The organism is Pseudoalteromonas sp. SS15, assembly GCF_049257195.1.
Lineage (GTDB): Bacteria > Pseudomonadota > Gammaproteobacteria > Enterobacterales > Alteromonadaceae > Pseudoalteromonas.
On the sequence record NZ_JBMMUD010000002.1, the window covers coordinates 230,210 to 246,641 of the forward strand.

The window sequence follows — 16,432 nt, forward strand, 5'->3', positions numbered from 1 at the left end:
TTGCCTATGAATTTATTATTAGTCTGTTGATGAACTAATAAATAATCCAGCAAGTAAAATTCCACAAGCAAGCCAGATGTTAAGACGGCTAGACGAGCAAAACCCTCTAAAAATCGTACAGTTAAGTTGTCAGTTTAATCATTTTTAGACGTTTTGGTACGCTCTAATAAAGCAGATAAAATACCTTGTGCTGATTGCCCTAATAAGGATTGCTTTTGCTCTAGCTTAGGCAGCGGTCGACATAACTCCATGGTTTTGTAGCCTAAGCGCGCTGTAAACACGCCTGCACTGAGGCCTTGTGCAGCTCGCGCTGACAACTTACCCAGCAACTCAGCCCCCAAGCTGGTCGCCGCTAAGTCAGATACCAATTCGGACGCACCAGCAAACAACATCTGTTTAACCAACTGTTTGTACAACATGATGCGACTGCGATACGCCAGCTTGATACCGTAGTGTTGGCTTATCTTTTCAATCAAGCTGATACCACGCCACAGCACCGAAAGCATATCAAGTAATGCCATCGGACTGAGAGACACTAAAAGCGCAGATGTTTTTGCATGTTGGTTAATAATTGTTTTTGCCTGCTCATCTTTACTGACCAGTAAGGTTGTTTGATACAAGTGTAAAACTTCTTTGTCAGTATGGTGCGGTTTTAGGCAGGCTTTAAATTCTTTTATTTCTGAGTCGGTATGCTGTTTTAATAACGGCTGCAACCAGGTTTCTGCTTCACCAATTTGTGTGCTACTCATTAACCGAAGCGCATCATTTTGGCGCAGGTTTTGCTGTTTTAGCGCTTTTAATGAAACCGCTTCCTTGAATAAGAATTTGCTCAGCACTAATAAAGCAGTAGTCAGCACAAAGCCATAAAGCCCTGCTAGCAATATAGACTCTTGCATTGCCTCAATGATGGTATAACCCGTTTCAACAGCGATTAATAACAATAAGCTAATGACGAAAATGCTTTTGAAATTGAAGCGACTGGTTTTAGGTTTAAATACGGGTTCTAACTCTTGTTCAAACTCACTGCTTTCATCAATAACGTCTAGCTCTTCGACTATTTCAAAGCGCTTGCCTGTTTCTAACTCTTTTTGGGTTTCGCCGACATCACCGACATTAATTCGTCTACCCGGTTTTAATTGAGCTGATTGATTGTCTGTCATTGCAATTTATCTCCAATTAAAAACTGTAGAGCATGATCTAAACGGGTATGAGTTAACTCGCCTTTGGCGCTTGGTAATGGCGCAAATGAAATAAACTCGAAGCCATGAGCTGGCCACTGACTTTGAGTAATAAAGTGGTTTGGCGGTTCTGGCGGCAAATAAGTAAGCCATTCATCTTCATTGAGTGGCTTGCCATAGATGCAGTCTAAGGCTTTGTCGCCTTCTTTTATACGCTTCGCCAAAGTGCTTTGCACTGATGACATCGCCATTGTTTCAATCTGCACGCCATTAAAACGCATATCGTTGGCTTGCTCACCTACCAAATCATGCAATAACTGCGCTATGGCCACTTGCTGAGTGCCATTCACATGGTCGCACTTATTCGCAGCAAAAAGCACTTTATCAATTTTTGGCGAGAACAAGCGCTTAATTAAATTAGAGCGGCCGTAATTAAATGATTGCAAGACCGCTTGCAGCGTATGTTTTTGTTCAAGCAAAGACTGCGGGCCATCATTTAAGGCACTCATCACATCGACAAGTACCAACTGACGGTCAAATTCACAAAAATAGTTTTTATAAAAAGGCGTGATAACTTGCTTTTTATACGCCTCAAAACGGCTTGCTAAATGGCTATATTGACTATTTTCTTTGTCGTTACTCTCACGGCACGGGAAGAACAACAAGATGGGGGCATCTTCTAAATCACCAGGGATCAATTGTCTTCCTGGTTGTAGATAAGCAAGTTGCGTCTGTGCTTTTAACTGCTTTAACACTTGCGTGTAGAGATTAGACAACTGCTTAAGCACTTGCTCATCAATATTTTTTTCACTATTGAATTGTTCGAGCTCAGTTAGAAATGGCCGCGCATATTCGCTGTACTCTGGCTTTTCAAACAAGCTGAGCATTGACTCACTCCAGCTTGCATAATCTTGCTCAAGCATAGGTAAATCAATTAACCACTCTCCCGGATAATCAATCAGTTCTAAATAGAGGGTACTTTGTGGCGACACATGCTGCTTTAAGCCATGTTTGGTTTCGTATCGAATAGCAATCGTTAAGGTATTAATACGCTTTGTCGATTCTGGCCAACTGGGGTCAGAATTAAGTAAGCAATTAATGGCACTAGGGTAATCAAAAGTGGGAATGTCTAATGCTGATTGTGGCACTTGTTTGGCTGCGATCAGACGGTCATCCTTCACGACATCAAAAAAAGGTAAATTCTGTTTGTTGGTTTGTGTGGTTAAATGTTTTACAAGCGCTGTTATAAATGCCGTCTTGCCGCTGCCACTTAAGCCTGTAACGGCCAGCTTTACATGCTGATCTAGGCTACGATGAAGGGTCTTTTGGGCTTTTTGTTTGAGTTTATCAAGGTTCGCGTGGCTGAATAAATTCGGACTCATTATAACAGTGTCACTCCCTGTTAAAGAAAGCGTGCGGCCTACACTAAAATTTAGCCGCACTCGCTTGAAGATGATGGATATACCAATTTTATTGATTAAGTGTCCATTCTAACGAACTAGATAGTCCTTTAACTTTTATTTGTCGCTATAAGCGAACAAAGCTTGAATGCAATTGGTATTACAGCTTATTGATTTCACGTGACACAGTAAACTCACTTGATGTCACATAAGTTTCCATATTTTGAATACGACCGTCTAAACGGGTTAAGCGATCTTTTAAGTCAAACAGCGCCTGACGAGGTGGCTCACCTTTTTGCCATACTTTAAATTTCACTGATATTGGATCAATCTCATCAAATTTACCCGCATTTTGTGACATGCTCGGTTCTTTTTTATCGAGAATAAACCAACAGGCTATATACACAACAACAAATAAAGGACCACCAGATAACAATACAGCTGTGATAAACAGGATGCGAACCAGCCACAATTCCATATTGAAGTAATCACTTAGACCTGCACATACGCCTGCTATTTTTCCACGTTTTGGATCTCGATATAGTTCTTTCTTTAGATTGTTCATACCTTACGTCTCCACTGTGGTGACTCCTGATCTAACAATGCTTCAAGGGTCTCAACGCGTTCAGCCATTTTCTCCGCTTTATTAGCCAGCTCTAACAGTTGGCGGTGTTCGTGCTCGCTTAAACCTTGGCTTACTTGCTTCTTACTGCGATAGTGAAGAATGAGCCAAAGTGGGGCAACAATCACCATAAAAATAATAATCGGGGCAACTAAAACTTCTAAATCCATCATCAATACTCCTATAACTCAACCTGTTGTGTCAGTGCCTGCCTAGGCAGGCACTTATTAACTTTTATTCTTTGTTTGCTAGCTTTTTCTTTAAAGCCGCTAGCTCGTCATCAACTTGCTCATTTTTTTGTAAATCAGCAATTTCATCCGATAATGACTTTTTACCTAAATCATAAGCTTCTACTTGTGATTCTAGTCCATCGATCTTGCTTTCGTATCGTTCGAAACGATTAAGTGCATCTTCAACTTTTGAGCTGTCTAATGCCTTTTTCACTTCTAAACGAGACTCAGCTGAACGCTGGCGCAGTACAATGGCTTTTTGTCTTGCTTTCGCATCGGCTAGCTTATCTTGAAGTGTGGCAACTTCTTGCTGTAATTTCTCAATATGAGACTCTACATGCTCAAGCTCTTTTTCAACACTCGCTGCCGCATCTGATGACTTTTGCCTTTCAAGTAGTGCTGCACGTGCTAAGTCTTCACGATCTTTAACCAGTGCTAGCTCAGCCTTTTCTTGCCATTGTTGCGCTTCTTGATTTAGTTGCTCAACACGACGTGCTAATTCTTTCTTCTCAGCCAATGTTTTAGCTGAAGTAGAGCGAACCTCTACTAATGTGTCTTCCATTTCTTGAATGATGAGGCGAACCATTTTTTCTGGATCTTCTGCTTTATCAAGGATGGCATTGATATTTGAATTAACAATGTCTGCAAAACGTGAGAAAATTCCCATAATCTTTACCTCTTCGGTTACTCAATTAATTTAACTGAGTAAGTAGTATCAAATTGCTTGCCAACTTTCACAGCAAATAAAAACAATAAAAATCAGTAGCTTATTAAATTTCAAAAACTCCTTTTTTTCAACCTTTTTTTAAAATACACTAATAGTTAGCAAAAATAACTAAGAGTTAGGCAATATGAGTCAGTTTCGCCAACAGGATAATTTACTTGGCCAATCAGACAGCTTTTTAGCTGTGCTAGACAAGGTTTCACAACTTGCTCCACTAGACAAACCCGTATTAATTATCGGTGAGCGAGGAACAGGTAAAGAACTTATTGCAGCCCGCCTTCATTATCTATCCGAACGATGGGATCAGAACTACGTTAAGTTAAACTGTGCAGCCCTTAATGAGAACTTACTTGAAAGTGAGTTGTTTGGTCATGAAAGTGGCGCCTTTACCGGCGCAAGTAAACGTCATGAAGGCCGATTCGAGCGTGCAAATGGCGGTACATTATTTTTAGATGAACTAGCAAACACCTCAGCCATGGTTCAAGAAAAGCTTCTGCGTGTTATTGAATATGGTGAGTTTGAACGTGTCGGTGGTAAAAGTACCGTAAAAGTAGATACACGATTAGTGTGCGCAACCAATGAAGATCTACCCACATTAGCTGATAATGGTGAATTTCGTCACGATTTATTAGACCGCCTCGCATTTGATGTCATCACGCTGCCGCCTCTTCGTGCAAGAAGGGAGGACATCGTCTTACTGGCAGAGCAATTTGCCATAAACATGGCCAGAGATCTTGATTGGGCACTGTTCAGTGGCTTTACCAAAAAAGCCATGGACAAGCTATTAGAGTACGATTGGCCGGGCAACATCCGTGAATTAAAAAATGTGGTTGAACGAAGCTTATATCGACATGGTAGCGAGCATCTGCCTGTTCATGAAATTATATTCGACCCATTTGAAAGCCCATATCGTCCTGCTCAGCGTATAAAAGCACCTACAAATATTGAACGCGCCACTGAAGTCATAACCCCAGCAGCGGCTGAAGTCTCCACGGCTACAGTTATTGAGCAGACTAAACACGCTGAGAATAATTTTTCATTTCCGTGCGATTTAAAAACACTGTCAAACGACTATGAAATTGAACTGCTGAAAAAAGCGTTAGAACATAGTCAATTTAACCAAAAGAAGACTGCACAAATGCTCAGTTTAACGTATCATCAATTGAGAGGTTATCTGAAAAAATACAATCTGTTAGATCAGAAACAAGAGGCGTAAATCGTGCGAATACTGCTGCTGGGCACGCTGTGTACTTTGCTATTAGGCTGCATTGATGCGCCCAATGTGAAGTTAAATGAGAAAAACCAAGGGTTAGTTTATTGTGCTGAAGCCAACCCTATGACATTTAATCCGCAAGTCACAACGACCGGGTCGACCATAGATCTCATTGCAAACCAGCTGTATGACCGCTTAATCAGTATCGATCCTGACACTGCAGAGTTTAAACCTGAGCTTGCAGAAGCTTGGGGAGTGTCTGATGATGGCACAACCATCACCTTTTATTTACGAAAAGGCGTGCAGTTTCATCACACTGATTACTTCAAACCTAGTCGAGAAATGACCGCCGATGACGTGGTGTTTTCTTTTGACCGCTTATTCAATGTGTATAACCCCTATCACTTTGTTGGCGACGCGACTTACCCCTATTTTCAAAGTGTCGGTTTAGATCAACTGATACAAGAGATTATCAAAGTCGATGATTACACAGTGCAGTTTAAACTGTTTAATGCTGAAAGCAGCTTTTTATCAAACTTAGCAACTGACTTTGCCGTGATTACCTCTAAAGAGTACGCAGACATTCTTGCTGCCGCTGAAAATAAATCTCAGTTTGATAATAAACCGATAGGCACAGGTCCCTATAAGTATAAGCAATACCTTCGAGATAATTTGGTCCGTTATCATAAGAATGAAACCTATTGGAAACACCCAGTTGCTATGACGCAATTGGTGTTCGATATCACAACCAATAACACCAGCCGCATTGCCAAGATGTTAACGAAAGAATGTGATGTCACCGCGCATCCTAGTGCTTCACAATTGGCAGTTTTAAGTAAACGTGCTGATATAACCGTAGAAAAAGCTGAAAACCTAAATATTGGCTATTGGGCATTCAATACCGAAAAAGAGCCTTTTGATAATTCTCTTGTCCGTAAGGCACTCGCTCACTCAGTTGATTTTAATAAAATTCTACAAGCTGTTTTTTATGGTAATGGCCAAATTGCCAAATCTTATTTGCCACCGGCTTCTTGGGCGTTTGCTGAACAAGAGAGTATGCCAACCTATAACCCGACCTTAGCAAGAAAATATCTTGATATGGCTGGTTACGAAGAAGGCTTTGAAATGACAATTTGGGCAATGCCGGTATCGAGAATTTACAATCCCAATGCCCGTAAAATGGCAGAGCTTATTCAGAGCGATTTAAAACAAATTGGCGTGACAGCGAAAATAGTTGAGTACGAGTGGAATACATTTATTGAACGTATTGGCAAACATGAGCATGACAGTGTACTACTTGGCTGGGTTGCTGATACACCTGACCCTGATAACTTTTTTAGTCCACTATTGAGCTGTACAGCAACTTTCAGTGATAAAAACCCAGCGAATTGGTGTAATCCAGAATTTGACTTACTACTAACTAAAGCGCTCGACACAACAGATATCGAAGAAAGAAAAGCGTTTTATGCCCAAGCACAAGCCATGATCATTGACCAGCTCCCGCTTGTGCCAATTGCTCACGGCATGCGCTTTCAGGCTTCAAGCAAAGAGGTTAAAGGGATCGACCTGAAGCCATTCGGTGGGATCTCTTTAGCAAATGCAAGGAAACAGTAATGCGCGAGTATTTATTCAGACGACTTAGCCTTTTACTATTCATGCTGCTCACTCTGACTGCATTTACCTTTTCTTTGAATTATTTGTTTCCGGGCGATGTGCTTACTAACTTCAGTGGCCAAGTAAATAGTAGTTATGCTCAGTCACAAGCGTTGGCCGATAAGTACCTGTTAGAAGAAAACATCATTGTACAGTATGGTGCGTTTCTTGGCCGTATTGTTGATGGTGATTGGGGCTACTCCCTTTCATCTGGACAACCCGTTTTTGAACATATTTTGTTGCTCTTTCCTGCCACGATTGAACTATGTGTATATGCACTTGTTGTTGCAATTGTGTTTGGTATTCCATCAGGTATCATTGCCGCAGTATTCCATAAACGCTGGCCAGATAAAGTCATTAACTCCTTCACTTTAATGGGCTTTTCTATTCCCATTTTCTGGTTAGCTTTATTGTTGATTATGGTATTTTGCTTAGGATTGGGTTTATTTCCCATGTCTGGGCGAATTGGCCTACTCTATGAAATTGACCCTTATAGCCACTTTATTTTAATCGATATTATTGCGCAGGGCTTTCCATACGGTGGTCTTGCATTCATTGATGCATTAAAGCATTTGGCATTGCCAACCATTGTACTCGCTATGTATCCGACCACTGTGTTAATTCGATTTACTCGCGACTCAATGCTCAATGTACTTGAACAAAACTACATTAAAACTGCTCGCGCTAAAGGCTTAAACCGTCGTCAATTGATTTTGCATCATGCGCTTAGAAATGCACTTTTGCCTGTGATTAAGCAAATCGGTCTGCAGTTTAGTACTTTGTTGACACTTGCCATGATCACCGAGGTGATATTCTCTTGGCCAGGTGTTGGTCGCTGGTTGATTGAAAGTATTTATCAACGAGATTACCCAGCGATCCAAGGTGGTTTATTAGCTGTGTCTGTGTTTGTTATTTTCGCCAATATGTTTGCTGAATTTAGCCATACCGTGTTAAACCCTATTTCTCGGAATCAAGCGCATGGCAAAATTTAAATTATTTAGTGAAGAGTCGAACCGCTCGCCACTTTCTCGTTTATGGAAGAAGTTCAAGGCTAACCACCCTGCGCTTGTTGGCTTGTGGATTTTTATTGCACTTACTTTATTAGCGCTATTCGCGCCACTTATTTCGCCTTACAGCATAAATCAGCAACATGCTGATGCACTCTTACTCCCGCCTTCATGGCATGATGCTGGTGATGTAAGATTTATACTCGGCACAGATGACCTTGGCCGAGATATTCTGTCTAGACTTATGAATGGGGCAACGTTTACCTTTGGTTTATCTATCATTGCAGCTTTAATCACCACAGCTTTAGGTGTCATCATTGGCTCGCTAGCTGGTATGAGTAAAGGCATTCGCTCGAGCTTTTTTAATCATTTACTCGACATTACTTTATCTATTCCCTCGTTGTTATTAGCCATTATTATCATCGCTATCTTAGGGCCCGGCTTGCTCAATACGGTGTGGGCGATCATTTTAGCTCTGCTTCCTCAATACGTGCATTCAATCAGAAACTTAGTGGTAGAAGAGCTGAGTAAAGATTACATCAGTGCCTTTCGCTTAGATGGCGCCAGTAAATGGAAAATACTGGTTCGAGGCGTATTTCCTAATATTTACGAGCATATTGTGGTTATTTTCACCATGGCACTTTCAACGGCTATCTTGGACATTGCAGCACTGGGGTTTCTCAAATTAGGGGCTCAGCCACCGACGACTGAATGGGGCGCTATTTTGGCTGAAAACCTCGGTCTAATCTACCTAGCGCCATGGACTGTAGGTTTGCCTGGTGTACTATTATTTATCGCTGTTTTATCAACGAACCTTGTAGGTGATGGTTTGAGACAAGTATTGAAAGATCGTAAGGCTGACTGATGCATTTACTCGACATCAAAAACTTAACCATAGAACTGCCTACAGAAAATGGCGTTATTCGCGCAGTTGATAAAGTGAATTTGAGCCTAAAAGAAGGCGAAGTGCATGCATTGGTTGGCGAGTCAGGCTCTGGCAAAAGCTTAATCGCAAAAGCCATTGTCGGGGTTTTAAATAAACGCTGGCGTGTCACAGCCGATAGGATGCATTGGCAAGGAGTCGACTTAATGCGCTTGCCGCCTGAAAAGCGCCGTAAACTAGTCAGCCAAGATATTGCGATGATCTATCAAGAGCCGAGTAGAAGCCTTGACCCAACAGCAAAAGTATTTGAGCAAGTTTCTGAATCAATTCCCGAAGAATCACTAAGTGGTAACTTTTTAGTACGCAGGCAATTAAGAAAAAAGCGCGTCAAAGCGCTTCTTCACAAAGTGGGAATAAGAGACGATAAGCGTGTGGCTGATAGTTACCCTCATGAGCTTTCAGAAGGGATCTGCCAAAAAGTCATGATAGCCATGGCCATTGCTCGAAACCCAAAGCTGTTAATTGCTGATGAACCGACTACAGCACTTGAAAGTACCACAAGAGCACAGGTTTTTAGACTATTAAAAAGCCTAAATCAGCTCAAAAATATGTCTGTATTGATGATCTCTCATGAACTCGAAGAAATCACTACTTGGTCACATGCTATGCATGTATTGTACTGTGGTCAGATGGTTGAGGCAGGGCCCACAGAGAAAGTATTTAATACCCCGCTACACCCTTACACACAAGCCTTAGTAAAAAGCTTGCCAGATTACGCGCAGGGTCTTGCCCATAAAGAAAGTTTTTATGCGCTTAAAGGCACTATCCCACCATTGCAGCATTTACCCATAGGCTGCCGCTTAGGGCCTAGGTGTCCACAAGCGCAAAAGCAATGTGTAGTCACACCCAAGCAAAAAAAATCACATGGCCATACTTATGCTTGTCACTTCCCTTTGTTGAAGGAAGATAAAAAATGCAACCCATCTTAAAAGTTCAGTCTTTGCACAAAACCTATCGCGTTAGAGTCGGTTTATTAAAAAGAAAAAATGTACCGGTATTAACCGATATATCCTTTTGCTTAGGTAAAGGTGAAACCATCGCCGTTATAGGTGAGACTGGCGCAGGTAAAAGCACTTTGGCAAAACTATTAGCCGGTGCAGAGCAGGCCGAAACAGGACAAATTTTACTAAATGGGACAACCATAGAAGACGATGGCGTTAGACAAGATCACTGTCGTCATATTCGTATGATTTTCCAAGATCCAACCCGCTCTCTCAACCCAGGTCTTACGATAGGTGAAATACTCGATGACTGCCTGAGTTACAACACAGAGTTAACTCACAAACAAAGAGATAAAAAAATCGCCCATGTTTTAATTCGGGTTGGTTTGCTTGAGGAGCACTACCATTACTATCCACACATGTTTAGTGGTGGACAGTTACAGCGTGTTGCGCTTGCTAGAGCACTTATTTTGGATCCTAAGGTTTTGGTACTCGATGAAGCCTTATCGTCGCTTGACCCATCTGTTAGGGCGCAAACAGTGAATCTCTTGTTAGCATTACAGAGAGAAACTGGCTTGAGCTATGTTTTGATCACACATCATTTAAGCTTAGTCAAACACATGAGTGATAGCTTGTTGGTACTTAACAAAGGCAAGGTGGTTGAATACGGAAAAACCGCTCAGGTATTTGCTCAACCCAAATCTAAGGTAATGAAAAGGCTGCTTAACGTGTAAGCAGCCTTTTCGAAATTCATATCTGTTATTAAATAAACAGAATTACATGATACGAGAAAATAGGCGAGATTTACGGCCTTGACGTTGACGGCGCATGTTAGAGCGGATCTGTGCACGCGTACCTGCTAACCAGCTTTCACGATCAACTTTTGCATCTTCACCACGGCGAGATTCTTCTGTTGCTCTGAAGCTACAGAATTCTGAGTATGCTTTAAGATCTAAAGACATATCTTGTAAAACAAGTTCAATCATAATCGCATCATCGATATAACCTAGACCAGGAATATGATCAGGTACTACATCTTCAGGCTCGCTGAAGTATGCTAGCGAAGCGATAATGTCTTTTCTTTCTTCTTCTGGGATCTGCCATTCTGTATCTTGAACTGCATCAATTAACGTCGCCAAAGACGCCATTCTTGTGCGAACAAATTCTGGCAGTTCACTCTTTTCCATCTCATCAACTAGCTGTTGCGCTTTGGTTAAGATTTCGCTTTCTGAATAGTGTGAAGTTTTACTGATAACTTTGTCCATCATGCTCTTAAAATGCGCTAAATCTGCATCTGATAGTTCAAAGTTGATTTCGATTGCCATGTTCCCAGCTCCCTGAGTATTTATTGTTTGTAGATATTACTCTAACCATAGAGCAATGGGGATTTATGTCAATAATGAAGCGTACAAAAACCCGGCAAACTTGCTATTGTTTTGTAAATTAAAATAAAAAAAGCGCCATAAAGGCGCTTTTCTGTTCATAAAATATTTACTTAGTTTTCTTCAGTAACTTGAACTGTTGGACGAACCACCTCAGCTTTTGATTCAAGAGCAGAAACAAACGCTAAATAGTTTTTATTTATCGCCGACATGGTAATACCCTGCTTTTGCTGCGCATCTAGTTCAGCCGTAATGTCAGGGGTTGTTACTGAGTTTAATTGAACAAGTGCTACATCACCATTATTTAAAGTGACTAAGCTTTCAACTTTACCGCCTTCCAATGGGTGAGGTAAAGCAAATACCTCTTTCACGATCGCAGGCGCAACAGAGTAAGATTGACGTTGCAGAGCTGTCTCAGTGCTAACCTCAGTCGCTTCTGCTGTCGCAATCTCTTGTAACGCTTTGCCTGCTTTAAATTCAGTAAATAAGTTTTCTGAATATTCAGCAAGTAACGATGATGCTTTTTCGTTTGTTAAAGTCGATACAATTTGTTCTTTTACTGCTTCAAGCGGCTTAGTTGCAGCAGCAACGTGCTCTGTTACACGTACAACCACAAAATGCTCAGGTGCCACTTCTAATACTTCAGAGTTCACTTTGTCTTCAAGTAACTCTGGTGTAAAGATAGTTGTTGAAACAGCTGGTGAATTTAAAGGTGCAGGTAACATCATACGACTAACTAGTTCAGTTGTTTTCAACTCAACACCTGCAGCAAGTGATGCATCTTCTAAAGTATCAGCAACTTCGAACGCAAGCTCAGCCACTTCTGTTTGCTTTTGATAGAACACATCTAGCTTCGCATTCTTTTCAAGTTCAGCTCTTAGTTCAGCGGCAACTTCTTCAAATGGCTTCTCAACTTGCGCTTGTAAATCAGTTAATTTAATAATGTGGTAACCAAACTCAGTTGCAACAACGTCTGTAAAATCACCGATGTTTGCCAGTGCAAATGCAGCTTCTTCAAAGGCAGGTTCCATCACATCACGTTCAATCCAATCAAGGTCACCGCCAAGTTCAGCACTGACGATGTCATCAGACTTTTCTTCAGCTAAGGTAGCAAAGTCTGCGCCTGCTTTTAATTCTGCTAAGATAGCGTTAGCTTTTTCTTCTGCTGCAGCATCATCTTCGCTGTTATCGATAAGAATGTGCGCAACACGACGCTTTTCTTCTTCTAAATACTGTGACTTACTTTCTTCATAGTAAGCGCGCACATCTTCATCAGTCACTGGCGTATCTAAAGTAATATCATCAGCTTTTAACTCTAAATACTGAACAGCAACTTGCTCTGGCGCCATAAATTGTTGCTGATTAAGCTGATAATAATCATTCACTTCTTCGTCAGATACTGACACTTGAGACTTCATTTTCTCTTTTGTCAGAACCACATAATCGATGTTTCGTGTTTGTTGCTGCAGTGCAGCTGTTTGCTGTAATTCACTTGGTAACACAAAATCAGAGCCTGCAACGGCAGAAACCAGTTGTGTACGTGTCATTTCTTCACGTAGGAACTCTCTGAATGTGTCTGGCTGGAAATTCATCTGACGGATCGCACGAAGGTAAGCGTCATTATTAAACTGACCTGCGACTTGGAAATAAGGCATTTCAACAATCGCTTGCTTCACTTGCTCGTCACTAACACGTAGACCTAACTGAAGTGCAAGTTGGTTTTGTAGTTCTTGCTGCACCAAACGGTCAATTACGCCATTGCGGATCTGTGCCATATAATTTGGGTCTGCAGCGATTTGCGCAAAGTATTCACCAAACTGTTGTTCAAGACGTGCACGCTCATTTTCAAAAGCACGTGAGAACTCAGTTTGACTAATCTGAATTCCATTAACTTCTGCGACAGGTTGCTCTGTGGTTTGACCTAGGTAACCACCTATCCCTGCTAACGCAAAAGACAGGATAACTAAGCCAAGGATAATTTTGGCTGCAAGGCCCTGTGAGCCTTCTCTGATCTTTTCTAGCATTGTTGTTTCTCTTATCTAAGCCAAAGCACGCACGCGCTTTGATTTTTAGCTATTGTAAAAAAAGCGTATCTTAACAGATACGCTTTTTTACTTGAAGCTACACGAGACTGACTTAGCGTTATAAACGTGAATCAGTGTAAAGCCTCGTCACTAATTTAATTAGTTTACTGCGTCTTTCAGTGCTTTACCCGCTTTGAAAGAAGGAATGTTCGCAGCTGCGATTTGGATAGTTTCACCAGTCTGTGGGTTACGGCCTGAACGTGCAGCACGCTCACGTACAGAAAAAGTACCGAAACCAACTAATGCTACAGAATCGCCATCTTTTAACGCACCAGTAACTGACTCGATGAATGAATCTAGCGCACGACCTGCCGCTGCTTTAGAGATGTCAGCATCAGCTGCGATTTGATCGATTAATTGAGATTTATTCACAATATCATCCTCTTACATTGTTATTATCAAAAGCGAGAGCATTTTTTGATAACTACCACTTTTTGTTATTACTACTAGAAAGTGAACTACTTTCTAATTCTTAAAATCTTTGTAAGCCTAAGCCACATAAGGCCTAGGCTTGAATCAGAGCCTAACTTATCACACCAATGTGATTTGAAAAGCCCTTTACAGCACTTTTTTAGCTATTTTCGACTTTTTTCTGAGTTTCAACAGAAAATGACTCGATTGGTTCAGCTAAAGCCAGTGATAACACCTCGTCAATCCAAGAAACTGGGTGAATTTCTAAGCCTTCAAGCACATTCTGAGGAATCTCTTTCAAGTCTCTTTCATTCACTTTTGGAATAACAACGGTTTTAATACCACCACGGTGCGCTGCCAGAAGCTTTTCTTTTAAACCACCGATAGGCAGTACTTCACCACGTAAAGTGATCTCACCTGTCATAGCCACATCAGAACGAACTGGGTTACCTGTAAGGCTAGAAACTAAAGCAGTGACCATAGCAATACCAGCACTCGGCCCATCTTTTGGTGTTGCACCTTCTGGCACGTGTACGTGAATATCACGTTTCTCATAAAAGTCTTCATTAATGCGCAGTTTATCAGTACGACTACGCACAACCGTCATAGCTGCCTGAATCGACTCTTGCATTACATCACCCAAAGAGCCTGTAAATGACAGCTTACCTTTACCTGGCATTGAAGCACATTCGATAGTCAGTAAGTCACCACCGACTTCAGTCCATGCCAAACCTGTCACTTGGCCAATTCTGTCGCCATCTTCTGCTTTACCGAAGTCATGACGATGTACGCCTAAATAAGACTCTAAGTTGTCACCATTAATAACAATTTGTTTGTTGTCTTTGTTTAATAAGATGTCTTTAACCGCTTTACGACAAAGCTTTGAGATCTCACGCTCTAGGCTACGAACACCCGCTTCACGCGTGTAATAACGGATAATGCCAATGATAGCGCTATCTTCAATTTCAACTTCACCTGCTTTCAAACCATTACGCTTGATCTGCTTTGGAATTAGGTGCTGCTTAGAAATATTCAGCTTTTCATCTTCTGTATAACCAGATAGGCGGATCACTTCCATACGGTCAAGTAGAGGGCCTGGAATATTGAAGCTGTTAGACGTCGCAACGAACATCACATCTGATAAGTCGTAATCGACTTCTAAATAGTGGTCAGCAAAGGTGCTGTTTTGCTCTGGATCTAATACTTCTAATAATGCAGAAGCTGGGTCGCCACGCATATCTGATGACATCTTATCGATTTCATCAAGCAAGAATAATGGGTTCTTCACCCCGACTTTACTCATGCTTTGAATGAGTTTGCCTGGCATTGAGCCAATGTAAGTTCTACGGTGACCACGGATCTCTGCTTCATCACGAACACCACCTAGTGCCATACGCACATACTTACGACCCGTGGAACGTGCAATTGACTGACCTAAACTGGTTTTACCAACGCCAGGAGGACCCACTAAACATAGGATTGGACCTTTTAGTTTGTTGGTACGCTGTTGAACTGCTAGGTATTCAATAATGCGTTCTTTTACTTTCTCTAGGCCATAGTGATCAGCATTTAAGATTTTTTCAGCGCCAGCTAAATCTTTTTTCACCTTAGAACGCTTCTTCCAAGGTACATTGATCATGGTATCAATGTACGAACGCACTACTGTCGCTTCTGCAGACATTGGTGACATCATTTTTAACTTGTTCAGTTCAGCAGTGGCTTTTTCTTCAGCCTCTTTAGGCATTTGTGCTTCGCTGATACGCTTTTTCAACGCTTCAAATTCATCAGGTACATCATCCAGCTCGCCTAACTCTTTTTGAATCGCTTTCATTTGTTCGTTCAGATAGTACTCACGCTGCGATTTTTCCATCTGCTTTTTAACGCGAGAACGGATTTTTTTCTCTACTTGTAGTAGGTCAATTTCACCTTCCATGAGCGCCATTAAGTACTCTAAACGCTCTGTTACGCTTTCAAGCTCTAATACTTTCTGCTTTTCAGGTACCTTAATAGGCATATGTGCAGCCATAGTATCGGCTAGTCGTGCTGCTTCATCGATTCCAGAAACAGACGATAAAACTTCTGGTGGGATCTTCTTATTAAGCTTTACATAGCCTTCAAATTGGCTAATTGCACTGCGCACGAAAATATCTTGCTCTTGCTCATCAATATCTTGTGAAGCAACAAATTGCGCAGTCGCAGAAAAATATTCATCGGTTTCAATGAATGATTCGATACGTGCTCTTTGTGTACCTTCTACTAATACCTTTACTGTGCCATCAGGTAATTTTAATAACTGTAATACAGTCGCGATTGTACCTGTTGTATAAATTTCATCTGTTGAAGGATCATCAACCGCAGCATCCATCTGCGCGGCTAGAAAAATTTGCTTGTCTTTTTCCATCGCCGCTTCAAGACATCTGATCGATTTCTCACGACCAACAAATAGCGGGATCACCATATGCGGATACACAACAACGTCGCGTAGGGCCAACACAGGAATTTCGACTCGATCAGTTCTCTCAAGTGTCATTATTTTCTCTTCGCATTTTGGTTATTCGTTAATAATGGCAATATGGGGATTAAACCCATAAAGTTCAACCGATTGATAAAAAAAGGAGCCATTGGCTCCTTTTTTATACCGAAT

15 protein-coding genes are annotated in these 16,432 nt (G+C 41.4%); 6 read left to right on the top strand and 9 right to left on the bottom strand.

What is annotated here, in order from left to right; translation table 11 throughout:
- Window positions 1-134: 134 nt before the first annotated feature.
- The 5 genes from AAEU28_RS05190 to pspA form a co-directional block, all read right to left on the bottom strand.
- Window positions 135-1,160 (bottom strand): TIGR01620 family protein, encoded by a 1,026-nt coding sequence (locus tag AAEU28_RS05190; protein WP_421963240.1) that lies wholly within the window; start codon window positions 1,158-1,160, stop codon window positions 135-137.
- Window positions 1,157-2,560 (bottom strand): YcjX family protein, encoded by a 1,404-nt coding sequence (locus AAEU28_RS05195; protein ID WP_421963241.1) that lies wholly within the window; start codon window positions 2,558-2,560, stop codon window positions 1,157-1,159. Before AAEU28_RS05195 ends, AAEU28_RS05190 begins: the two co-directional genes overlap by 4 nt.
- Window positions 2,561-2,738: 178 nt before the next feature.
- Window positions 2,739-3,143, bottom strand: a complete 405-nt coding sequence (gene pspC / locus AAEU28_RS05200) for an envelope stress response membrane protein PspC (protein ID WP_058030712.1) — start codon at window positions 3,141-3,143, stop codon at window positions 2,739-2,741.
- On the bottom strand, window positions 3,140-3,373 hold the full coding sequence (gene pspB, locus AAEU28_RS05205) for an envelope stress response membrane protein PspB (protein WP_138484102.1): 234 nt from the start codon (window positions 3,371-3,373) through the stop codon (window positions 3,140-3,142). The genes pspC and pspB overlap by 4 nt, the downstream gene beginning before the upstream one ends.
- 61 nt (window positions 3,374-3,434) lie before the next feature.
- Window positions 3,435-4,097, bottom strand: a complete 663-nt coding sequence (gene pspA / locus AAEU28_RS05210) for a phage shock protein PspA (protein WP_349285637.1) — start codon at window positions 4,095-4,097, stop codon at window positions 3,435-3,437.
- Between the two features lie 184 nt (window positions 4,098-4,281).
- Between pspA and pspF the strand changes: the two genes are divergently transcribed.
- From pspF to AAEU28_RS05240, 6 genes are read left to right on the top strand one after another with little or no spacing between them, the layout of a single operon-like run.
- Window positions 4,282-5,370, top strand: a complete 1,089-nt coding sequence (pspF, locus tag AAEU28_RS05215; RefSeq protein WP_421963242.1) for a phage shock protein operon transcriptional activator — start codon at window positions 4,282-4,284, stop codon at window positions 5,368-5,370.
- A gap of 3 nt (window positions 5,371-5,373) precedes the next feature.
- Entirely contained in the window at window positions 5,374-6,981 is a 1,608-nt protein-coding gene (locus AAEU28_RS05220; protein ID WP_421963243.1) for an ABC transporter substrate-binding protein, read from the top strand.
- Window positions 6,981-8,012, top strand: a complete 1,032-nt coding sequence (locus tag AAEU28_RS05225) for an ABC transporter permease (RefSeq protein ID WP_421963244.1) — start codon at window positions 6,981-6,983, stop codon at window positions 8,010-8,012. The genes AAEU28_RS05220 and AAEU28_RS05225 overlap by 1 nt, the downstream gene beginning before the upstream one ends.
- Complete coding sequence (locus AAEU28_RS05230) at window positions 7,999-8,892, top strand: ABC transporter permease subunit (RefSeq protein ID WP_130255298.1); 894 nt, start codon at window positions 7,999-8,001, stop codon at window positions 8,890-8,892. Before AAEU28_RS05225 ends, AAEU28_RS05230 begins: the two co-directional genes overlap by 14 nt.
- Window positions 8,892-9,899, top strand: coding sequence for an oligopeptide/dipeptide ABC transporter ATP-binding protein (locus tag AAEU28_RS05235; RefSeq protein ID WP_421963245.1), 1,008 nt, complete (start codon window positions 8,892-8,894; stop codon window positions 9,897-9,899). Before AAEU28_RS05230 ends, AAEU28_RS05235 begins: the two co-directional genes overlap by 1 nt.
- The gene (locus tag AAEU28_RS05240) at window positions 9,884-10,645 is read left to right on the top strand and encodes an ATP-binding cassette domain-containing protein (protein WP_421963246.1); all 762 of its coding nucleotides are present in this window, start codon (window positions 9,884-9,886) and stop codon (window positions 10,643-10,645) included. The genes AAEU28_RS05235 and AAEU28_RS05240 overlap by 16 nt, the downstream gene beginning before the upstream one ends.
- A gap of 42 nt (window positions 10,646-10,687) precedes the next feature.
- Here AAEU28_RS05240 and AAEU28_RS05245 read toward each other — a convergent pair whose 3' ends face one another.
- The 4 genes from AAEU28_RS05245 to lon all read right to left on the bottom strand — a co-directional run bounded on the left by AAEU28_RS05245 (window position 10,688) and on the right by lon (window position 16,318).
- Window positions 10,688-11,236 carry a YkvA family protein gene (locus tag AAEU28_RS05245; RefSeq protein ID WP_130255301.1) on the bottom strand — a complete coding sequence of 183 codons (549 nt, stop codon included), beginning with the start codon at window positions 11,234-11,236 and terminating at the stop codon, window positions 10,688-10,690.
- 170 nt (window positions 11,237-11,406) lie between these two features.
- The gene (gene ppiD / locus AAEU28_RS05250; RefSeq protein ID WP_421963247.1) at window positions 11,407-13,317 is read right to left on the bottom strand and encodes a peptidylprolyl isomerase; all 1,911 of its coding nucleotides are present in this window, start codon (window positions 13,315-13,317) and stop codon (window positions 11,407-11,409) included.
- Between the two features lie 159 nt (window positions 13,318-13,476).
- Window positions 13,477-13,749 (bottom strand): nucleoid-associated protein HU-beta, encoded by a 273-nt coding sequence (gene hupB / locus AAEU28_RS05255; RefSeq protein WP_010371157.1) that lies wholly within the window; start codon window positions 13,747-13,749, stop codon window positions 13,477-13,479.
- Between the two features lie 199 nt (window positions 13,750-13,948).
- Window positions 13,949-16,318: an endopeptidase La gene (lon, locus tag AAEU28_RS05260; protein ID WP_421963248.1), complete on the bottom strand. Its 2,370-nt coding sequence runs from the start codon at window positions 16,316-16,318 to the stop codon at window positions 13,949-13,951.
- Window positions 16,319-16,432: the final 114 nt, after the last annotated feature.